Source organism: Aeromonas sp. OTU364 (genome assembly GCF_038440395.1).
In the GTDB taxonomy this organism is placed as follows: Bacteria; Pseudomonadota; Gammaproteobacteria; order Enterobacterales; family Aeromonadaceae; genus Aeromonas.
This window is the reverse complement of the sequence record NZ_JASATR010000013.1, coordinates 94,205-113,918: the sequence shown is the minus strand read 5'-3', so window position 1 is coordinate 113,918 and position 19,714 is coordinate 94,205. Positions and strand designations below refer to the sequence as shown.

Below are 19,714 nucleotides of genomic sequence, written 5' to 3'. Positions count from 1 at the left end.
AAACGAGCTGGTCCGCGGAACAACATATTCCAGGTCCGGCTGCCACTCTTGGTCAAATCATCGCCAAGGTGGCAAGGCATGCCCCCGACGGGCAAGGAACCAACCGGGTGGTCAATACCATCCAGAAGATATGTAGGAAATATCGTAATGAAGAAGACTCTGATTGCTCTGTCCGTGGCCAGCCTGGGCCTTGCCGCCACCGCTCACGCCGCCGTAGAAGCGTCCGCCGTCGCGACCTGGCAGGCCACTGCCAAGAAAGACACCACCTCCGAGCTGGTCGTCACCCCGCTCTCCAGCCTCTCCTTCCAATATGCCGAAGGGATCAAGGGATTCAACACCGTCAACGGCCTGTTCGATGTCGCCATCAAGGGGGATGCCAGCGCGACCGACTTCACCCTGAAGGCGAAGAAACTGAACGGCACCCTGAATCACCTGGGCGGCGACTCCACCGTCGACGTGGGCGTGCTGTGGGGCGGCGCACCGGTCAGCACGACCGCCTATACCACCCTGATCGACACCGCCGCCGGCATCACGGGGGGGAATCTCTCTCCTCTTGCCAACGGCTTCAAGAATGATGCCGAGCGCGTCACCGCACAGGGTTCCTTCACCTTCAACATCGAGAGTGCCACTGCCAACGGCACCCCCACCACCTTTGAAGCCCTGCCGGACGGTCTGTGGAGCGGCGAAGTCAACGTCGAGTTCATGGCGAACTGGAGCTAACTCATCCACCGCGTACCATTGGGGGCCCTGCGGGGCCCTTTGTTCTCTTAGGGGCACATCATGAACCTGAAAATTGCAGCGATATGGCTGCTGCTCATTCCCGGCATCAGCCAGGCGATCAATGTCGGCGCCGTCACCACCTTCATCGATGCGGGCAGTCAGGAGGTCGCCAAACAGATTGAAAATGGTAGCGACCAGGCCAGATTGGTCACGATCAGCGTGACACGCATCACCTCACCGGAAGAGGGGGGACAGGAGATCCCCATGGAAGTCAGCGGCGAGCTAATGTTGTCACCCAGCCGACTGATGCTGCCCGCCAATGCCAGGAACAACGTGAGGTTCTTTTACAAGGGCCCGCAGGATGACAAGGAGCGTTACTACCGCATCCGCTGGCTGGACACGGCCCTCTCCGTCGACGATCAGCGCAACGAACACCGTCAGGCGGTTGCCACCACGTCCGCCCAGATAGGCACCATTCTGGTGGTGACACCACGCCAGCACCGATTCGCCTATGACCTGAAGGACGACACCCTCACCAACCGGGGGAATGCCTCCTATCGCACGGTGGCGTATGGCCCCTGCCTGAAAGGCGAGGAGCTGTGCAAGGAGACCTACTACGACCTGCCGGGCAAGCAACGTCGGTTCAGGCAGGTCAATATGCGTGATCCAAAGAGCCACCTGGGGCTCTGGCTGGGTCAGGAATTCGTCGTCATCAAGTAACCCCCAATAACGGTACCGTCCCACCCTCTTGCAGGGTGACGCCCTCCCGTTGTCTACATCCGGAACCATGGTGCTCGAAATGTTGAAAAAAGCCTGGCTGTTGCCGCTCTCCTGGCTGATTGCTATGTCAGCCTCGGCCAGCACTGCTGCCCCTCTCAAAATCGCCAACGTCATCATTCCTGCCAGTTTTGCCAAGGCACTGGAAGAGGGGCTGGCGGTACCGGTGCGCCTCCGATACACGGATGAGGACAACAGGATCGACACCCTGACCGACGACACCATCGGCAATGCCACCCTGCTGCTGCAAGATGGCAAGCTGCACTTGTTGCACCTTGATTTCAGTGCCGGCCAGCAGCAAGGCGTGCTGAACGACGCCCTCACCACCCTGCTCTCCAGCCAGCAAAAACGCACTTTTTCTGCAGAAGGCGATTTGCAGATCGACGCCGATGCCAGCATGCAGCTGGACCTTGTCGCCATGCTGCTCACCATCCGGGTGTCACGGGACGCCTTTGGCCAGGCCAGGCAGCCTGACAACCGCGTCGCACTGACCCCGACGGTGGACACCTTGACGGGCGTACAGCGCTACAACCTGGGCTACTCCTTCATCAACAATCCCCAGAGCGGCCACCACGACTCCAATTTCCTGCAACTGGAGAGCATCGTCGGACTCGGCGCGCACCATGTCGCCATGGATGCCTCCCTTTACAACCTGGGCGAGCCGGAACAGAGCGGCGATATCTACCGCGCCATGTACGAACGGGATCTCGATGATCGCCGCATCGCGGCGGGCATGGTGTCGACGTGGGACTTGCAGACCCTGGGGGTAGTGACGGGCCTGACCACGGGCCGCCTCTACGGCGCATCCTATGGCAACCAGGCACAATCTCGAAAACAGGCAACCAACGAATCGACCACCCCGGTTCAAGTCTTCATGCCCGCCAACGGCGAGGCCAGGGTCTATCGGGATGAGCGCCTGATCGGCCTGCAAAACCTGGCTATCGGCAACCAGCACATAGATACCTCTTCGTTCCCCAACGGGGTCTACAACGTCACGGTCGAAGTCTATGTCGACGGCCGCCTGACCAGCACGACCACCCAGCGTGTCACCAAGCTGGGTGGCAACCCGGGGTTTACCCGGGAGTGGGGATGGCAGTGGTGGGGGGGCATGATGGAGAACAGCCAGAGCAGCGGCGATTCCCCCCTGCTGGGCCTGTCGCTGGCGCGCTCGCTGGACACCCTTGAACTGGCCACGACGACCTATGCTTTCAGGGGCGCGGCCGTCGGCGAGGGGCGTGCCAGCTGGCAGGTTACGGATCGCCTCGGCACCCAGGTGCAAGGCATGCTGGCCACCGATCACTCCTGGCGGCTGGCCTCCAGCCTCTCCCTGCAGGCCCATGACAACGCCTCCCTGTGGGTCAGCCAGGAGAAACTGAACGCGGGCGATACCCTGGGAGTGGGTGAAACCGAGCTCTACTCCGCCGGCATCACGCTCAATCTGGGTGGCTGGGTCAGCGGCCTGGGCCAACTGACCTTCAACACCACGCACGACCGTCAGATGAACAGCGATCGCAGCTATGCGGATTACTACCAGCACCTCTATGCGGGCCGATACGGCAACCTCTCCATGCGCGCCAGCCTGCAGAGTGACAGCAGTACCCTCGATGGATTCAGCAACAAGAGCATCACCCTGGACTACTCCATCCCGTTCGACAATCTGTTCAGCTTCGGCATGAGCAGCAACGAGCAGGGCCAGACCACAGCCAACCTCAGCTATCAGAAGCGCATGGAGGGGGCCATCAACCTGGCAACGCTGAATGCCTCCCGCATGATGCACGGCAGCGACACGCACAATATGGCGCTTTCCGGCACCCTGGGGTTCGAGAACAGGGTCATCGGCGGCACCATGACGCTGGGTCGCGGCCACGGTGGCGACATGAATGGCAACCTGATTGCACGAGGTGCCCTGATCACCACGGAGAATGACGTGGTCGCATCCAGCCGGAGCTCCTCAGGTTCAGGCCTCATCATCAATACCGGCATCCACCGTGAAGGACAGATGCTGGCCAAGGTGAATGGACAGGACTACCCCCTGCAAGGGGAACAGACATTCCTGGCACTCCCGCCCTATCAGGAGTACGAGGTGGAACTGCTCAACAGCAAGACGGGCAAGGACAGCTATGACATCAACACCGGCAAGCAGCGCTACACCCTGTTCCCCGGCAACGTCGCCACCCTGGATGCCGGCAGCAGCATCAAGGAGATGGTCACCGTGTTCGGCGTACTCAGGGCAGAAGACGGCTCGCTGCTTGCGAATGCCCGCATTGACAACCACATCGGCACCACGGTGACCAACGAGGCAGGCGAGTTCTCCCTGGATGTGGACAAGGCCAATCCCATGCTGACTTTCCGCCGGGGAAGCGACTTCTGTGAAGCCGACCTGGATCTTGCACAACACACGGGCGCAGCCTGGGTCGGCGTCGTGACCTGCCAGGGACTGCCCACCTATGCCATGGTGAGAGAATATTGAACATGAACATCACACACAGATTGCTGCTGGTCATTGCACTTGGCGCCGGCTGGGCACAGCAAAGCAGTGCGGCTGTATCCAAAACCGTCTGGCCGAATGCCGCGCTGCGCCATTTTCTGTTTATTGAAAATCAGGAAGACAACAACCTGTTTGTTGCGCCGACCGATGGTCTGGATCCACGCCTGACCGGCGCAAATGCCTGGACCTCGCTCAAAGGCAATGGTCAGGTGAGCCTGGCGTACGTTGATAACGGATACAACACCGATATCAACAACTGGAACGTCGATATGTGGGAAAACGGCCCTATTCGCCGCCCTTACGTCAACCAACGCTGCATCATGACTTATACCCGTTGTGACCCCGATACAGCGGAGGCAGTCAACAAACCGGCCGTCGTTGATGATCTCGGCTTCTTCGGCCTCATCGGGGCATCTGCTGGTTGGGGTCATGGCAAATTGAGTTCGAGTTTCTTTGACTATCTTCGGACCATGCCTGTGGGAGCCATCTTGAACAGGGAAATGAACCTGTGCATGACCACACTCAAATATGACGCGGCAGCCGGTGAACGCTGTATCAATCAAAACAGTGGCTACTGGTATGTGAGAAACATGCAGCACAAAAAAGCAGGCCATCTTCGCTTCGTACAAACCAATGCGATAAGCGAAGTCATTGTGGACAGCAATGGGACACCCTATGTTTTGCCCGGTTCACAAGGCTGTGAGAATTACAGGCTGGGCACCCGAGATGGGATTTTGTGTCGTTTTCTTGATTACAACTTCAACGAAGATGGCAGCCAGAACTACACCGAGCCCTATATGTATACCAATGTCAGAAACAGCTCGCTGAATAGCGCCATTGATGCTGCGGATCTGCAAATGAGCGCAGATTTGAAAAATTGGGCAAACAAAGGTTCTCGCTACAACATCAGCTATTTAAGAGGGCAGCCATCGGTTTATCTTTTCTTGTCCAGCAATTTCTTCAAACAAGTTGTGAGACTGGGACTGCAAGATCAACTGACTCGCAGTCTGATCAACTTCAACATGAAGAATGGCTATGCCCCCGAGAGTGGATACTATGAATTCAGCGGCACAACAGAAATTCATATAAAGCCACGGGACTTCAGCGTTTCCATTTTATCTTCGGAAGGCGTCAGTAACCCTTACAGGGAGGGCCAGGTCGGAAAAGATATTCTGAGCTTCTCATACAATATCTCTGATAGCGGCCCCATCAGTGCCGACATGCTGGAAATTTCCATTTCACAGGACAGAGGTTCGCCTTATCAGGGACATTGCACCTTCTATCCTGCTGGCTCGTCTGCACCCGAACAGGCCGTCCCCATACCCACCAGGCTGGTATTCGATTCGGTGGCTCATGGTGCGGCTTCACGGCACACCATTCGCTGCGATCGCACACCGGTGGATATTCGCACCCTGGGTATACGGGACAACCAGCCGCCGCAGGAGTGGAACGATCCCGTCAACGGCCAGGGCATCACCCGGTTTTACAAGCTGGCGCTGGAGTTCGACCTGACCGATCCCATGGTGCAGCGCACCATGGGCGACGAGATGTGGGAAGGTGAGGTGGAGCAAAGCGGCACCATCACCATCAAGGGGACCTGGCGCTGACCATGGAGCACAACATGCATCGTCTTCTTTGGCCCTTGCTGGGCGGCCTGCTCGCCTCACAGGCCGCCGCCCTCGACATCGGCGCCATGACTCTTGCCATGGCGCCAAAGCAGGAGTTCATCACCCGAACCCTGACCAACAACAGCGCCTCGCCCAAGCTGTACGACATACAGATGGAAAAAATCAGCGACCCCACGGCCAGGGGCAGGGCACTGCCCACCGTCCCCGGTGAGCTGCTGTATGCCCCCAAGCGCTTCACCCTGCATGCCAAACAGGCCCAGAACGTCAAGTTCTACTACAAGGGGCCGGCCGATGACCATGAGCGTTACTACCGGATCACCTTCACCGAGTCACCGGCGGCCCAGGTGGATGACGGCAGTCAGACGCAGCACCGGGGAACCGTAGAGGTGAAGCTGGCCCTGCAGTCCATTCTGGTGGTGCGCCCGCGTCAGTCACGTTTTGAATACCAGCTGGATTCGGCACAGAGCAGCATCACCAATACCGGCAACACCTATTTCGAATTCATGGTCAAGCAAGGTTGTGAGCAGCCGGACAGCGAGGCCGACAGCAAATACCTGTTGCCCGGTGAGACCTACCAGAACCCGAGGATCGGCCAAGCAGGCAACCAGAAACTGATCGTCTACCAGTCCCGCTTCATCCCGGTCGGCAAGGATTGCTGGCCAGACTAGGTGACCGGCACCGGGCAACCTGGGTCAGCAATCCCGAAGGTCAGGAGGAGAGCGTCGCCAATCTGGCGGCGAAGCCCATGAAGAACAGACCTATCAGGCCATTGCCCAGCCGGGCAAGCCCCTGTTTACGGCGAAAGAAGCTAGCCACCAGAGTGCCGCCGAAGATCAGCAGGGTGAGATAGACGAAGCTCATGGCTTCCAGCATGCCGGCCAGCACCAGGTAGGAGATCCAGGTGTGGGCATAGCTGAAGTCGATGAACTGCACGAAGAAGGAGACGTAGAACAGGATCGCCTTGGGGTTGGTGAGGCTCAGGGTGAGGGCCTTGGAGAAATAGCGCTCCCCCAGCTCCACCGCAGACTCCTGCCCTTCGCGCCTGGCAATGAAGTTGGCATGGAGGATCTTCACCCCCAGATAGAGCAGGTAGATGGCGCCGAGATAACGCACCAGGGTAAACAGCAATGGGGTGGTGCGAATGAGGGAGGCGATCCCCAGATAGGCGCAGAAGATGAGGATGGCGTCACCGACGAAGACCCCGAGGGCGGCGCGATAGCCAGGCCCAATGCCCCGCACCGCGGCGGTGCGCAGCACATAAATGGAGTTGGGGCCCGGCGCTATGATGATGAAGAAGAGCCCCACCAGATAGGTCCAGACGTTGATGACTCCCAGGCTTTCGAACATGTTCCCTCCATGGCGGGCGATGGGCCGGATAGCGGCGGCAGGCTTTCTATACTAATCCGCCACGCGCCAAGCACAAGATCTGACCTGCCATCCCCACACCTTCAGGATGAACGGCTGGCACGCCGATCGAGAGCAGCCCCGGCGTTCGCCCACTTTGGTTATGTCCAGATGCACCTGGATAGGGCATGGTAGAGGGAGTGTGAAACCGCAGATACCTCACCCATGGAAAAGACCCTGAGTACCGACACGCCGATCGCCGCCCCGCCCTCGGCCGACCCCCTGAACACCACCACTTATCCGGTGATTGCCGCCATCAGCTTCTCGCACCTGTTGAACGACATGATGCAATCTGTGCTGCTGGCCATCTATCCGCTGCTGAAGCTGGGGCTCGATCTGTCGTTCACCCAGATAGGGCTCATCACCCTCACCTACCAGTTCACGGGCTCGTTGTTGCAGCCGCTGATCGGCCTCTACACGGACCGCAGGCCCATGCCGTATTCGCTTCCCCTCGGCATGGGCTTCACCCTGATAGGCTTGCTCTCCCTGTCACAGGCGGGCAGCTTTGGCGCCGTGCTGCTGTCGGCCATGCTGATCGGCATGGGCTCCTCCGTCTTCCACCCGGAATCCTCCCGGGTCGCCCGCATGGCGGCCGGCAACCAGCCGGGCCTGGCCCAGTCCCTGTTCCAGATCGGCGGCAACCTCGGCTCGGCCATAGGTCCGCTGCTCGCCGCGCTCATCATAGTGCCGCAGGGACAGGGCAGCGCCGCCTGGTTCTCGCTGTTCGCCCTGGTGGGCGTCATGGTGCTCTGCCTGGTCGGGCGCTGGTCCAGCCATCACGGGGCCAACTTCCACAAGCGGATGAAGGCCCATGCCGGCAGCGGCCTGAGCCGCCGCCAGATCGGCTGGTCGCTGGCCATCCTGGGCCTGCTGATGTTCTCCAAGTTCTTCTACATGACCAGCCTGAGCAGCTATTACACCTTCTATCTGATGGACAAGTTCAGCCTGTCCCTGGATAGCGCCCAGTTCCATCTGTTTGCCTTCCTGTTCGCCGTCGCGGCGGGCACAGTGCTCGGCGGGCCGGTCGGTGACCGCATCGGCCGCAAGCGGGTGATCTGGATCTCCATCCTGGGGGTCGCACCCTTCACCCTGCTGCTGCCCCACGTTGACCTGTTCTGGACCTCGGTGCTCTCGGTGATCATCGGCCTCGTCCTGGCGTCGGCCTTCTCCGCCATCCTGGTCTACGCCCAGGAGCTGGTGCCCGGCAAGGTCGGCACCATCTCCGGCCTCTTCTTCGGCTTCGCCTTCGGCATGGGGGGCATAGGCGCCGCCCTGCTGGGTCAGCTGGCCGATGCCACCAGCATAGAGACCGTGTACCAGCTCTGCGCCTACCTGCCGCTCATCGGCTTGCTGACCGCCTTCTTGCCGACGATCCGCAAGGGGTAGCGGATCGCCCCGCGTGGGATAGCACCCATAAAAAACGCGGCCTGAGAAGGCCGCGTTGGACGTTGATGAGAGCAAGGGTACGTCAGCAGTACTGATCAGCCACCCAGCCGGAGGGGATTTCAGACCCATTGGAAGTTGTCACTACTGAGCCCGTGATCGTGGTCATCGACGACACCGGGCTGCATCATCAGCAGTACTGGCCGGCCACCCAGCCGGAGGGGATTACAGACCCACTGGAAGTTGTCACTACTGAGCCCGTGATCGTGGTCATCGACGACACCGGGCTGCATCATCAGCAGTACTGGCCGGCCACCCAGCCGGAGGGGATGACAGACCCACTGGAAGTTGTCACTACTGAACCCGTGATCGTGGTCATCGACGACACCGGGCTGCATCATCAGCAGTACTGGCCGGCAACCCAGCCGGAAGACCAGGCCCACTGGAAGTTGTAGCCACCGAGCCAGCCGGTCACGTCCACCACCTCGCCGATGAAGTAGAGACCGGGCACCTTGCGCGCCTCCATGGTCTTGGAGGAGAGCTCGTTGGTATCCACCCCCCCCAGGGTCACCTCGGCGGTACGATAGCCTTCGGTGCCGTTCGGCAGTATCTGCCAGTCCCCCAGCAAGGTGGCCACCGCCTCCAGCTCCCGCTCGTTGTACTGGCGCATCGGCTTGCTGTGGAGCTGCCCCAGCTCCACCAGCTTGTCGACGAAGCGCTTGGGCAGCTCGCGCCCCAGCACGGTTTTCAGCTCCTGGGCCGGATGGGCCTGGGCCCAGGCCTTGAGGGCCGCCGGTATATCCAGCTCGGGCAGCAGGTTGATGTGGATCTTCTCCCCCGCCAGCCAGAAGGAGGAGATCTGCAGGATGGCGGGGCCGGAGAGACCGCGATGGGTGAACAGCATGGCCTCCTTGAAGCGGGTGCCATCCTCGGCGGTCACCGCCACCGGCAGGCTGACCCCGGCGAGATCGGCGAACGCCTCTTTCTGTTCCTGATGCAGGGTGAAGGGCACCAGACCGGCGCGGGTGGGCAGCACGTTGAGACCGAACTGCTCCGCCAGCTTGAAGCCGTAGGGAGTGGCGCCGAGTTTCGGCATGGAGAGGCCGCCGGTGGCGACCACCAGGGAGTGGCAGCTGATCTCCCCCTGACTGGTGGTCAGCACGAAGCCCTCTTCGCTCTTGCTGACGGAGAGGATCTCGGTCTGGCACTGCAGGGTCACCCCGGCCCAGTCACACTCGGTGAGCAGCACCTCGACTATCTCCTTGGCGCTCTCGTCACAGAACAGCTGGCCCAGGGTCTTCTCGTGATAATTCACCCCGTGCCTGTCCACCAGATCGATGAAGTCCTGCTGGGTGTAGCGCGCCAACGCCGACTTGCAGAAGTGCGGATTGCCCGAGAGGAAGGCGTGGGGACCGGCCTGATGGTTGGTGAAGTTGCAGCGACCGCCGCCGCTGATGAGGATCTTGCGCCCCGGTTTCTTGGCGTTGTCCAGCAGCAGCACGGATCGCCCCCGATAACCGGCCTGGGCCGCACACATCAAGCCGGCCGCCCCGGCCCCGATCACCACCACATCCACCTGCTTCATCGTCACTCACCCATCAAAAGAAAAACGGCCCCTGCCAAGGGGCCGTCATCGCATCCGGCAGAAACCACAGCGGCGGTTTCATGGCTGCATCAATCGAAAACGGCCCACGAGGGGGCCGTATTGTACTGGCTGAACACTAAGTGTCCACGACTATCAGGCGTTGCCGTCCATGATGCTGGCAGGGGCACCCTTGGCCAGCTCGGCCAGCTCCTTGTCGATGAAGTAGAGACCCTTGCCATCTTCGCCCACCAGCGACAGGCGATCGACGATGCTCTTGAACAGCTTCTCCTCTTCGTGCTGCTCGGCCACGTACCACTGCAGGAAGTTGAAGGTGGAGTAGTCCTGGGTGGTGAATGCCACATGGGCCAGGCCGTTGATGCACTTGGTGATGTGGTACTCGTGCTCCAGGGTGGTGCGGAAGATGTCTCCCAGCGAGTTGAACTCGTGGGGAGGCGCATCTATGGCCCCCAGCAGCGGCATGCCACCGGTTTCGCTCACGTAGGTGAACAGACGCTCCATGTGCTGGCGCTCCTCGGCGGCGTGCTTGCGCAGGAAGGTGGCAGCCCCTTCGAAGCCCTTGTCTTCGCACCAGGCGCTCATCTGCAGGTAGAGATTGGAGGAATAGAATTCAAGATTAATCTGCTCGTTCAACTTCTCGATCATGGCTTTGGCCAACATGATGATTCTCCACTGTGATTTGGTCACGATTGTCGCCACTGTTGCAGCCTGACGCAACCAGATACGACGGTCAGCGCTCGCAGTTGTGACCCGGCTTCACCTCATCCTGTCACCCATACGGTTATAGAGAAGCAAAGAAACATGGTGTAGGTAGCGTCAGCCATTATGATGGCGCCAGTGGTCGGGGAAAGGATTCAATGAGATTCATTATGGCACTGGCGCTGCTCTGGATAACCCAGTTGCAGGCCACTCCCTCCTTGCTGGAAGAGGCTGAATTGCAGGCGGCGCGGGATCCCGTCGGCTATCTGCAGCGCCTCGACGCCAGCCCGCAGCAGGACATGGAGCTGTTCCATGCCAGAGCCCTTGCCCAGGCCGCCCTGGGACGCTACCAGCAGGCCCTGCTGGACAACGCCCGCGCCCGCGGGCTGGCCAGTGCCCAGCAGGAGAGCCGGCGCCTGCTCGACTTCAGATTGCAGCAGATTGCCCTGACCCTGGATACCGAGGCCCCCGAGCAAGCCCTCCAGCTGCTGACCCAGCTCAGGCCGGCCATCCTGGGCCATCTCCAGCAGGAGTCCGAGTGGCATGCCCTCAATGGCCTCGCCCTCTACCGTACCCAGCAGATGAAGGAGGCGATCGCCGAGCTCAAGACCGCCTTCCAGCTCAAGCAGAAAGGGCCAAGAAGCGCCCTCTCCACCCTGCAGTGTGCCCGTCTGATGATGACCCTTGGCAACCTCTATGCCGATCTCAGCCTCCACCGGGAGGCCGAGAGCTACTATCAGGATGCCCTCGGGCAGATGGTGCGACTGAACGAACCCAACAGCCAGGCCATCATCCGGGCCAACATGGCGCGGCTCTACATCGACATGGGGCGCCCCGATCGGGCGAGCGAGCTGCTCGAGGCCCTGCTGGCCACCCCCGGGCTCTCGCCCCACTATCGCGCCATCGTCCTCGGCTACAGGGCCATGGTGTTCAATGCGCAGCGAGACTGGCACTCCGCCTGGCAGAGCCTGGAGGAGGCGCAGGCCATCTATGAGGGGCTGGGTTATCCCCAGGCCGCCTCCCGGCTGACCGAGATCCGGGCCAGAACCCTGCAGGGACGGGGGGAGACCCAGCTGGCCTTGCAACTGCTGACGAATCAGCCAGGCCCGGTCAGCATAGAGGGCAAGGCGATGCAGGCCAGGCTGCTGGCAGACCTGGGACGCTACCCCGAGGCCTATGGTGTCATGACCCGCTACATGCAGCACTACAGGCAGCACTTCAACCAGACCCTGAGCCAGCATGCCGCCGCCTTCCAGGTCGAGATGGACCTGGCCCGCAGCGAGGCCAGCAACCTGGCGTTGCAGCAGGAGAACGAGAACAAGCGCCAGCAACTGCTGTATCAGCAGAGTGCCCGCTACTACCAGCTGATGCTGGTCGTCCTGCTGATCGGGGCCCTGATCCTGCTCGGACTCACCACCCACAGGCTGCACCGCAGCTCGCGCCACCTCTACAAGCTCGCCACCTTCGATCAGCTGACCGGGCTGCCGAACCGGCGCGCCCTGCTGGAGCAGCTGGAGCAGCAGTGGCAGCTGGATGCGCCACTGACCCTGCTCATCATCGACATCGACCATTTCAAGCAGATCAACGACAGGCACGGCCACCAGACAGGTGACCAGGCCATACGGCAACTGGCCCGGGAGCTGAAGAGCTGGGCGCCGGACCTGCAACAGGTCGGGCGCTGGGGCGGGGAGGAGTTTCTGGTGGCCATGACGCAGGACGGGGCCACCTGCTGGCGGCTGGCCGAACAGCTGAGAAACCGGATCGCCTACCTGGCCGCCCCCCACATGACCATCAGCATAGGGGTGGCGGAGCGCTCACCGGACGATGACAGCCTCAGCCAGCTGATCCACAGGGCCGACATGGCCATGTACCAGGCCAAGCGTCAGGGGCGCAACCAGACCATACTGGCTCCCGCCCCCAACCAGCCTGCCTGCAACGTCGCCTGAGGCTGAAGGCCTGAAGCCATAACGCCTCGAACATCAGACACCAGGGACGCAACCAGACCATATTGGCTGGCTCCGGCCCCCAATCAGCCAAGCTGCAATGTCGCCTGAGGCTGAAAGCCTGAAGCCATAACGCCTCGAACATCAGACACCAGGGACGCAACCAGACTATATTGGCTGGCTCCGGCCCCCAACCAGCCTGCCTGCAACGTAGCCTGACACAGGCACCTGACTCAGGGCAGCAGCTCGGTCAGGGAGGCGACATCCACCGGCGCCCCATAGTCGACGCCGGGCAGCTCGAAGCCGTTGAGCTGCATGAAGTCCTGGCGCAGCCCGGCGAAGTCCCCCAGGGCGTGGAAGTTGTCCGGTGTCACCTTGGACCAGAGCGCCGAGACGGCGGCCTGCACCGCCGGATCCAGCTCGTGGTCATCCATCCGGATCAGGCGGTTGCCGTCGGCCACCACCCCATGGGGCCCGTACATCTTGGCGGCAAACAGCCGCTGCATCTGCTCGATGCAGCCCTCGTGCACGCCCCGCTCCTTCATCACCCCCATCAACAGGCCGAGGTAGACAGGCAGCACGGGAATATAGGCGCTCGCCTTGGTCACCAGCGCCTTGCACACCGACACCCAGGCGTGACCGCCGAGCTCGGCCAGCTGCAGGTTGATGGTCTCGGCGGTGGCATGCAGATGCTCCTTGGCATAACCGATGGTGCCATCCCGATAGAGGGGATAGGTGGATTCGGGGCCGATGTAGGAGTAGGCCACGGTTTGCGCGCCGGGCGCGAGACAATCCGCCTGCTGCAACGCCTGCAGCCAGAGCTGCCAGTCTTCGCCCCCCATCACGGTGACGGTGTCGCGGATCTCCTCCGGGGTCGCTGGTGCCAGGGATTGTTGCACCAGGGCGTCCTGTTCCAGATCCAGCCCCCAGCCGCTGAAGGGCTGGCCCGTGGTCTTGAGCACCGAGCGCACCTGGCGACCATCCGGCAGCACCCGAAGGCCGCTCGCGAGCGAATAGACCACCAGATCCACCTGCCCCAGCTGCTGGCGGATGGCGTCGATGGCCTGCTGGCGCAGGGCGTCCGAGAAGGCATCGCCGATCAGGTTGATGGCGATGCGCCCCTCCTGCTCCGCCGCCTGGCGAAACCAGATGTTGTTGTACCAGCCCGCGCTGCCGAGCCCCTTGTCGGAAGGCCCGCGCTCGAACGAGATGCCCAGGGTATCGGCGCCGGCGCCGAAGGTCAGCGCAATGCGTGACGCCAGTCCGAACCCGGAGGAAGCCCCCAGCACCAGCACCCGTTTCGGCCCGTTGAAGGGGCCCGCCCCCTTGACGCTGGCGATCTGCTGCTGCACGGCGGCGCGGCAGCCGATGGGATGGCAGTTGCGGGCCACACAGCCCTGGATCTGGGGATGAATGATCATGAATGAATCTCCAAGGGATCGATGGAATACGGGGATCGGCCGCAGCGAGCGTCGGCAGCATCGCCACGGGAATTGGCTAGAGCATAACCAAGAAGCCATGGATTACCTTGATGTCGGGTGGCATAGGGGCAAGAAAAGGGGGCAGAAAAACAAGAGGGAGCACAAGGCTCCCCAAAGCGTTATTCAGATGCTTTTTGTTGTGTTGTGTTCATTGCGAAGCACGGGCACATCCTATTCCCCTCACTCAGTCGGGGCAATAGAACGGCTGTGATCGGCTTCAAACTCCTGTTCAAAATATGTGCGATCCTTTATCCGCAATGGCAACCAGGGAGTACGGGCTTGCCATGCAAATCCTGAAACTGTGGTGACATCGCCGTTTTAGTTTCAGCGGACATTGGTATAGTGAACCCAGGATCAGTGAGGAGAATTCCCATGAGTGGAACCTATTACAAGCACATACTGGCGGCGATCGACCTGTCGGAAGACAACCGCAAGGTGATCGACAAGGCGGTCGACCGGGCCCGTTCCAATGGCGCCAAACTGTCGGTGATTCATGTGGACGTGGACCTCAAGGATCTCTACACCGAGATGATCGATATCGACATCGACAACGTGCAGGATCAGGTGATCGCCGAAGCGAAAGAGAAGCTGGAGGCCTTCCTCGCCTCGGTGGACTACCCCATAGAGAAGAAGCTGGTGATCTGCGGCGATCTGAGCGAGCGGGTCAATCAGGCGGTCAAGGATTACCAGATAGACCTGCTGGTATGTGGCCACCGCCAGAGCTTCTGGAGCCTGCTCACCTCCAGCGCCCGCCAGCTGATGAATACGGTGCCCTGCGATCTGCTGGTCGTGCCCTTGCAGAAGTGATCAAACAGGCGTAGCTTGATTTGCCATGAACATGACCATCGTCAATCACAACTACTGGTGGTGCTGCTTATAAACAGGCGGCACTGCTTTTCTATGTAATTTTTCCCAAAGAAAACACCGTGACCGCCAAGAGGCGGTCATTGTTTTCATCCCTTTGTCGCCTCCCGGCCCACCCCACTGGAGAGAGTGACATGCACAACCCCGTTATCCTGACCGGCGATCGCCCCACCGGCAAACTGCACATAGGCCACTACGTCGGATCCCTGCGCCAGCGCGTCGAGGCCCAGCACCATTACCGCCAGTTCGTGATGATCGCCGATCTGCAGGCGCTGACCGACAACGGCCACAACCCGGCCAAGGTGACAGATCACGTGCTGGAGGTGATGGCCGACTACCTGGCCGCCGGCCTGGATCCGGCCAAGACCACCTTCTGCCTGCAGAGCGCCCTGCCCGCCCTCGCCGAGCTCACCACCTATTACCTCAACCTGGTCAGCGTCGCCCGGCTGGAGCGCAACCCCACCGTCAAGGCGGAGATCCAGCAGAAAGGGTTCGAGCGCAGCCTGCCGGCCGGTTTTCTGGTCTATCCCGTCAGCCAGGCCGCCGACATCACCGCCTTTCGCGCCACCCATGTGCCGGTCGGCGAGGATCAGCTGCCCATGCTGGAGCAGACCAACGAGATAGTGCGCCGCTTCAACGCCCTGGTAGGAAAAGAGGTGCTGACCGAATGTCAGCCCATCCTGAGCGACACCGGCCGCCTGCCCGGCATAGACGGCAAGGCCAAGATGTCCAAGTCCCTCGGCAACACCATAGAGCTCGGCATGTCGGCGGAAGAGATCAAGCAGGCGGTGTTTGCCATGTATACCGACCCCCATCACCTCAAGGTGAGCGATCCGGGCCAGGTGGAGGGCAATACGGTGTTCGCCTATCTGGATGCCTTCCACCCGGACAAGGCGCTGGTGGCCGAGATGAAGGCCCACTACCAGCGCGGCGGGCTGGGCGACATGCGCTGCAAGCAGGTGCTGAACGACTGCCTGCAGACTCTGCTCGCCCCCATGCGGGAGCGACGTCAGGCGGCCATCGCCGACAAGGAGAAGCTGCTGCGCCTGTTGCAGCAGGGCACCTTGCAGGCCCGCGACCTCACCGACGAGGTGCTGGCAGAGGTCAAGAGCGCCATGGGGCTGGACTACTTCGCCGGGTTGCGCTGAGTCGGCGCCCCCAGCGCGTCTGCACCGTAACGCTCGAAGGCGAGCCGGTGCAGCAGCCCCTTGAACCAGCCGATCGCCTCGTCGTGGGCGCTGAGCGGGTGGCCCGCCATCAGGTAGACGATGGGAATGGCGGGCTCCAGCTGATGCAGCCGCAGCGGGTAGTAGCGGCAGAAGTGGCGCCCTATCATCTCGGGCACCACCACCAGATAGCGGCCGGTCGCCATCAGCTGCGGCACCGCCATGAAGCTCGGCAACCTGACCCCCAGCTCCCGCGCCACCCCGAAGCGGGCCAGCCAGAGATCCACCATGGCCTGGCTGTGCCCCCAGCTGGAGGTGTGGATGTGGGGGCGGCTCACCAGCTCGTCCGGCCCCAGCTCATCGGGCAGCGCGCTGCCAAGGGGTGACAGGCAGACCAGGGGATTGCTGAACCACTCCTCGCGCCACAAGCGAGGGGAGAGATTGTTGGCGCCCGCAAAGCCGATCACCAGATCCAGCTCCCCCTTCTCCAGCTCCCGCTCGTAGTCGCTGTCCGCCAGCTCGCACACCTCCAGCCGGCAATGGGGCGCCTGCTGGACCATGCGCTCCACCAGGGTCGGCACCAGGCCGTGCTCCACCGAGCCCGGGGTGGCGATGCGAAACACCCGCTGGGCGCTGGCGGGCTCGAATCCCTTGGCCTGGCGCAAGCCCTGCTCCAGCATGGCCAGCGCCTGGCGCACCGGCCCGGCCAGGGCCTTGGCGCGCTCGGTGGGCATCATCTCCCGCCGGCTCATGACAAACAGGGGGTCGTCCAGCGCCTGGCGCAAGCGCCCCAAGGCGTGGCTGACGGTGGACTGGGAGAGGTGGAGCCGTTCCGCTGCACGGGTGACGTTGCGCTCCTGCATCAGCATGTCGAACACATTGAGCAGGTTGAGGTCGAGGCGGGAAAGGGGGAGTTCCATCGATATTGGCCATAGTTGAATGACGACAATTCATTTTTGGCATAGTAGCAGATTGCATAGAATGCGCGGGCGAATTACACGGAGATTAACATGCGTAGCTATCTGTTATTGCTGGCGATAGGCCTGTTGTGGGGCTCCCAGTTCATTTTCATGCATCAGGCCGTGACCGAACTGCCCCCCATCATGGTGGCGGCCGGTCGTGCCCTGTGCGGCAGCCTGACCCTGGGTCTGCTCTGCCTGTTCATGCGCCTCAAGAGCGAGCACACCCCCTGGCGTACCTATATGCTGATCGCCCTGCTCGATGCCACCATCCCCTTCATCATGGTGGCCTGGGGTCAGCAGTATGTGGACAGCGCCATCGCCGCCGTGGTCATGGGTTGTATCCCCTTTGTGACCATTCTGGCTGCACCCCTGTTTATTTCTGGTGAAAGAATCACCAAGGGCGGTCTGCTCTCCGTGGTCATCGGCTTCGTCGGCGTGCTGGTGCTGTTCTGGCCGAAACTGGCCAACGGCATGAACGCCGGTCTGCTCGGTGCCATGGCCATACTGTTCGGCGCCAGCTGCTTCGCCATCGGCCTGCTGATGATCAAGCGCTTCGCCAAGGACCACCCTGTGGTGGTGGCCCGCAACATACTGATCTCGTCAGCCATCCAGCTGCTGCTGGCCGCGCCCTTCGTCACCGATCTGAGCGCCCTGACCCTGCCGAGCCAGCAGGCCATCGGTGCCGTGACAGTTCTGGGTGTCTTCTGTACCGGTCTGGTCTACTTCCTCTACATGGCGTTGATCCAGAAGGCGGGCCCGACCTTCGCCTCCTTCAGCAACTACCTGGTGCCGCTGTTCGGCGTCATGCTGGGTGCCCTGTTCCTCGGCGAGCAGGTGCACTCCACCACAGCCGTGGCACTGGCGCTGATCCTGGGCTCGGTCGCCCTGAACCAGTGGGCACAGCAGCGTCGTGCCCGTCGGGAGGCCAGCCTATGTCAGGCATCCTGACCACACTCTGCGGCGGTCTGGTGCTGATAGCCGGCTGGCAATATCGCCACCGGCTGGCCGGACTGCTCGGCCTGCTGATGCTGACCCTGCCCTGGTTCTTCGACAGCAAGCTGCAGGCCATGCTGAGCTATGCCCTGAATGCCTGAATGCCATCTCTGAATGTGTGACGAGAGTGTATCTCTCCTGTTTTTGGGACCGTTTTAAAAAAAACCTCCGATTTGTCCCCGCTACCGGCGCTCTGCGCCGGTTTTTTTATGCCGGTTTTCCACCCTCCGACCAGTAGCGGTAGCTGAGCCGCTCGTTCTTGCGCGGCCCCGTGATCTGCCAGGCGAGCAGAAAGCCGTCCTCGGTCGGCGTCAGTTCCGCGCTGTAGTGATCCTGACCGCACAGGTGCGCCTCGGCGGTGAGCCAGCGCCCGTCCCCCTGGGGCAACAGCTCGAACAGCAGCACCGGCGACTGATGGCGAAGGTGGGAGAGGCTGATCCCCCGCTCGCCGCGCTGCCACCAGAAGTTGTTGTGCATGGTGAGCACCCGGCCATGGGGCGTGGTGTAGCGCCCCTGCTCCGTAAACAGCCAGCCCCCCTGATGATCGGTCACCCGCACCTCCCCCTCGCCACGGCCGTTCCAGTCGGTCGCGGAGCCCGCCCCGTTGCTCGCCTCAAAGGCAAACACACCGATCTGTGGCAACTGCCCCCATAAACGCTGGATCGCGCTTTCCAACTCGGCCATCATAGCGCCCTCCAAATTGACAACTGACGACAATTCAATCACATGAACTACTTGATAGGGGTTACCCTGCTCTGGTCCTTCTCCTTCAGCCTGATCGGGGTCTACCTCGCCGGCCAGGTGGACTCCTACTTCTCGGTGCTGACCCGCATCGTCCTCGCCAGCCTGGTGTTCCTGCCCTTCCTGCGCCGCCGCTGGCTGCGCCCCGATCTGGTGGCCAAGCTGATGGCTCTCGGCGCCATCCAGCTCGGCATCATGTATCTGTTCTATTACCACTCCTTCCTGCTGCTGACGGTGCCGGAAGTGCTGGTGTTCACCATCTTCACCCCCATCTACGTCACCCTGATCCACGATCTGCTGGAGGGGCGCTTCAAGCCGACCTACCTGTGGGGGGCGCTGCTGGCGGTGCTGGGGGCGGCCATCATCCGCTTCGACGGCCTGACCGAGAGCTATGTGATGGGATTCCTGGTGGTGCAGGGAGCCAACCTCTGCTTCGCCCTGGGTCAGGTGGGCTACAAGGTGCTGCTGGCGCGAGAGGCACAGCAACCGCCCCAGCTGGCGGTGTTTGGCTGCTTCTATCTGGGGGCCCTGGTGATCGCCCTGCCCGCCTGGTGGCTGCTGGGCCAACCGCAATACCCGACGAGTGGATTGCAGTGGGGCATACTGCTCTGGCTGGGGGTGGGGGCATCCGGGCTCGGCTACTTCCTGTGGAACAAAGGGGCCACCCTGGTGAGCAGCGGCGTGCTGGCCATCATGAACAACGCCCTGATCCCGGCCGGTCTGCTGGTCAATCTGGTGCTCTGGGGCAAGGATACGGATCTGTTCAGGCTCAGCCTCGGCGCCCTGCTGATGCTGGCCTCCCTCTGGGTCTGCCAGCGTCAGCCGGCGCGCAGCGCGGGCTGACGAAGCACCAGGCCTGCCG

General features: G+C 61.7%; 19 protein-coding genes. 13 read left to right on the top strand and 6 right to left on the bottom strand.

Annotated features, from left to right (window positions below; translation table 11 throughout):
- Positions 1–147 precede the first annotated feature (147 nt).
- The 5 genes from ecpA (at position 148) to AAHB08_RS13940 (ending at position 6,281) form a co-directional block, all read left to right on the top strand.
- Positions 148–720: a common pilus major fimbrillin subunit EcpA gene (gene ecpA, locus AAHB08_RS13960; RefSeq protein ID WP_342059255.1), complete on the top strand. Its 573-nt coding sequence runs from the start codon at positions 148–150 to the stop codon at positions 718–720.
- A gap of 60 nt (positions 721–780) precedes the next feature.
- A complete protein-coding gene (locus AAHB08_RS13955) occupies positions 781–1,440 on the top strand; it encodes an EcpB family pilus assembly chaperone (RefSeq protein WP_342059254.1) in 660 nt (219 codons plus the stop codon).
- Between the two features lie 79 nt (positions 1,441–1,519).
- The gene (locus AAHB08_RS13950; RefSeq protein WP_342059253.1) at positions 1,520–3,967 is read left to right on the top strand and encodes a fimbrial biogenesis outer membrane usher protein; all 2,448 of its coding nucleotides are present in this window, start codon (positions 1,520–1,522) and stop codon (positions 3,965–3,967) included.
- 2 nt (positions 3,968–3,969) lie between these two features.
- Positions 3,970–5,592, top strand: a complete 1,623-nt coding sequence (locus tag AAHB08_RS13945) for a hypothetical protein (RefSeq protein ID WP_342059252.1) — start codon at positions 3,970–3,972, stop codon at positions 5,590–5,592.
- A gap of 14 nt (positions 5,593–5,606) precedes the next feature.
- A complete protein-coding gene (locus tag AAHB08_RS13940; protein ID WP_342059251.1) occupies positions 5,607–6,281 on the top strand; it encodes a fimbria/pilus periplasmic chaperone in 675 nt (224 codons plus the stop codon).
- Positions 6,282–6,321: 40 nt separating this feature from the next.
- On the opposite strand, the gene leuE is transcribed toward AAHB08_RS13940, so the two are convergent.
- Positions 6,322–6,960: a leucine efflux protein LeuE gene (gene leuE / locus AAHB08_RS13935; RefSeq protein ID WP_139437046.1), complete on the bottom strand. Its 639-nt coding sequence runs from the start codon at positions 6,958–6,960 to the stop codon at positions 6,322–6,324.
- Between the two features lie 222 nt (positions 6,961–7,182).
- On the opposite strand from leuE, the gene AAHB08_RS13930 reads away from it, so the two are divergent.
- Positions 7,183–8,403: an MFS transporter gene (locus AAHB08_RS13930; protein ID WP_342059250.1), complete on the top strand. Its 1,221-nt coding sequence runs from the start codon at positions 7,183–7,185 to the stop codon at positions 8,401–8,403.
- Positions 8,404–8,555: 152 nt separating this feature from the next.
- Entirely contained in the window at positions 8,556–8,855 is a 300-nt protein-coding gene (locus AAHB08_RS13925) for a hypothetical protein (protein WP_342059249.1), read from the top strand.
- On the opposite strand, the gene AAHB08_RS13920 is transcribed toward AAHB08_RS13925, so the two are convergent.
- Positions 8,801–9,985, bottom strand: a complete 1,185-nt coding sequence (locus AAHB08_RS13920; protein ID WP_342059248.1) for an NAD(P)/FAD-dependent oxidoreductase — start codon at positions 9,983–9,985, stop codon at positions 8,801–8,803. The genes AAHB08_RS13925 and AAHB08_RS13920 overlap by 55 nt on opposite strands.
- 153 nt (positions 9,986–10,138) lie before the next feature.
- On the bottom strand, positions 10,139–10,663 hold the full coding sequence (gene ftnA / locus AAHB08_RS13915; protein ID WP_025325223.1) for a non-heme ferritin: 525 nt from the start codon (positions 10,661–10,663) through the stop codon (positions 10,139–10,141).
- A gap of 209 nt (positions 10,664–10,872) precedes the next feature.
- On the opposite strand from ftnA, the gene AAHB08_RS13910 reads away from it, so the two are divergent.
- The gene (locus tag AAHB08_RS13910; RefSeq protein WP_342059264.1) at positions 10,873–12,648 is read left to right on the top strand and encodes a diguanylate cyclase domain-containing protein; all 1,776 of its coding nucleotides are present in this window, start codon (positions 10,873–10,875) and stop codon (positions 12,646–12,648) included.
- A 230-nt stretch (positions 12,649–12,878) separates the two neighbouring features.
- Here AAHB08_RS13910 and fabV read toward each other — a convergent pair whose 3' ends face one another.
- Positions 12,879–14,066: an enoyl-ACP reductase FabV gene (gene fabV / locus AAHB08_RS13905; RefSeq protein WP_342059247.1), complete on the bottom strand. Its 1,188-nt coding sequence runs from the start codon at positions 14,064–14,066 to the stop codon at positions 12,879–12,881.
- A 432-nt stretch (positions 14,067–14,498) separates the two neighbouring features.
- On the opposite strand from fabV, the gene AAHB08_RS13900 reads away from it, so the two are divergent.
- Positions 14,499–14,933, top strand: a complete 435-nt coding sequence (locus tag AAHB08_RS13900) for a universal stress protein (RefSeq protein WP_025325220.1) — start codon at positions 14,499–14,501, stop codon at positions 14,931–14,933.
- A gap of 191 nt (positions 14,934–15,124) precedes the next feature.
- Positions 15,125–16,138 (top strand): tryptophan--tRNA ligase, encoded by a 1,014-nt coding sequence (gene trpS / locus AAHB08_RS13895; RefSeq protein ID WP_342059246.1) that lies wholly within the window; start codon positions 15,125–15,127, stop codon positions 16,136–16,138.
- Here the strand turns inward: trpS and AAHB08_RS13890 are convergent.
- The gene (locus AAHB08_RS13890) at positions 16,117–17,076 is read right to left on the bottom strand and encodes a LysR family transcriptional regulator (protein ID WP_342059245.1); all 960 of its coding nucleotides are present in this window, start codon (positions 17,074–17,076) and stop codon (positions 16,117–16,119) included. The genes trpS and AAHB08_RS13890 overlap by 22 nt on opposite strands.
- A gap of 90 nt (positions 17,077–17,166) precedes the next feature.
- Here AAHB08_RS13890 and AAHB08_RS13885 point away from each other — a divergent pair, with 90 nt between their 5' ends.
- Complete coding sequence (locus tag AAHB08_RS13885; protein ID WP_139437058.1) at positions 17,167–18,066, top strand: DMT family transporter; 900 nt, start codon at positions 17,167–17,169, stop codon at positions 18,064–18,066.
- Positions 18,051–18,212 (top strand): hypothetical protein, encoded by a 162-nt coding sequence (locus AAHB08_RS13880; RefSeq protein WP_005326376.1) that lies wholly within the window; start codon positions 18,051–18,053, stop codon positions 18,210–18,212. Before AAHB08_RS13885 ends, AAHB08_RS13880 begins: the two co-directional genes overlap by 16 nt.
- Positions 18,213–18,318: 106 nt before the next feature.
- Here the strand turns inward: AAHB08_RS13880 and AAHB08_RS13875 are convergent, their stop codons facing one another.
- A complete protein-coding gene (locus tag AAHB08_RS13875) occupies positions 18,319–18,795 on the bottom strand; it encodes a DUF6314 family protein (RefSeq protein WP_342059244.1) in 477 nt (158 codons plus the stop codon).
- 42 nt (positions 18,796–18,837) lie between these two features.
- Between AAHB08_RS13875 and AAHB08_RS13870 the strand changes: the two genes are divergently transcribed.
- A complete protein-coding gene (locus AAHB08_RS13870) occupies positions 18,838–19,695 on the top strand; it encodes a carboxylate/amino acid/amine transporter (RefSeq protein ID WP_342059243.1) in 858 nt (285 codons plus the stop codon).
- Positions 19,696–19,714 lie beyond the last annotated feature (19 nt).

Bases quoted from the DNA above. Each gene is read 5' to 3' on its own strand.
- trpS (WP_342059246.1), top strand. From the start codon at position 15,125: ATGCACAACCCCGTTATCCTGACCGGCGATCGCCCCACCGGCAAACTG.
- fabV (WP_342059247.1), bottom strand. From the start codon at position 14,066: ATGATCATTCATCCCCAGATCCAGGGCTGTGTGGCCCGCAACTGCCAT.
- AAHB08_RS13955 (WP_342059254.1), top strand. From the start codon at position 781: ATGAACCTGAAAATTGCAGCGATATGGCTGCTGCTCATTCCCGGCATC.
- AAHB08_RS13940 (WP_342059251.1), top strand. From the start codon at position 5,607: ATGCATCGTCTTCTTTGGCCCTTGCTGGGCGGCCTGCTCGCCTCACAG.
- leuE (WP_139437046.1), bottom strand. From the start codon at position 6,960: ATGTTCGAAAGCCTGGGAGTCATCAACGTCTGGACCTATCTGGTGGGG.
- AAHB08_RS13870 (WP_342059243.1), top strand. From the start codon at position 18,838: ATGAACTACTTGATAGGGGTTACCCTGCTCTGGTCCTTCTCCTTCAGC.
- ecpA (WP_342059255.1), top strand. From the start codon at position 148: ATGAAGAAGACTCTGATTGCTCTGTCCGTGGCCAGCCTGGGCCTTGCC.
- AAHB08_RS13875 (WP_342059244.1), bottom strand. From the start codon at position 18,795: ATGGCCGAGTTGGAAAGCGCGATCCAGCGTTTATGGGGGCAGTTGCCA.
- AAHB08_RS13890 (WP_342059245.1), bottom strand. From the start codon at position 17,076: ATGGAACTCCCCCTTTCCCGCCTCGACCTCAACCTGCTCAATGTGTTC.
- AAHB08_RS13885 (WP_139437058.1), top strand. From the start codon at position 17,167: ATGCGTAGCTATCTGTTATTGCTGGCGATAGGCCTGTTGTGGGGCTCC.
- AAHB08_RS13910 (WP_342059264.1), top strand. From the start codon at position 10,873: ATGGCACTGGCGCTGCTCTGGATAACCCAGTTGCAGGCCACTCCCTCC.
- AAHB08_RS13900 (WP_025325220.1), top strand. From the start codon at position 14,499: ATGAGTGGAACCTATTACAAGCACATACTGGCGGCGATCGACCTGTCG.
- AAHB08_RS13930 (WP_342059250.1), top strand. From the start codon at position 7,183: ATGGAAAAGACCCTGAGTACCGACACGCCGATCGCCGCCCCGCCCTCG.
- AAHB08_RS13950 (WP_342059253.1), top strand. From the start codon at position 1,520: ATGTTGAAAAAAGCCTGGCTGTTGCCGCTCTCCTGGCTGATTGCTATG.
- AAHB08_RS13880 (WP_005326376.1), top strand. From the start codon at position 18,051: ATGTCAGGCATCCTGACCACACTCTGCGGCGGTCTGGTGCTGATAGCC.
- AAHB08_RS13920 (WP_342059248.1), bottom strand. From the start codon at position 9,985: ATGAAGCAGGTGGATGTGGTGGTGATCGGGGCCGGGGCGGCCGGCTTG.
- AAHB08_RS13945 (WP_342059252.1), top strand. From the start codon at position 3,970: ATGAACATCACACACAGATTGCTGCTGGTCATTGCACTTGGCGCCGGC.
- ftnA (WP_025325223.1), bottom strand. From the start codon at position 10,663: ATGTTGGCCAAAGCCATGATCGAGAAGTTGAACGAGCAGATTAATCTT.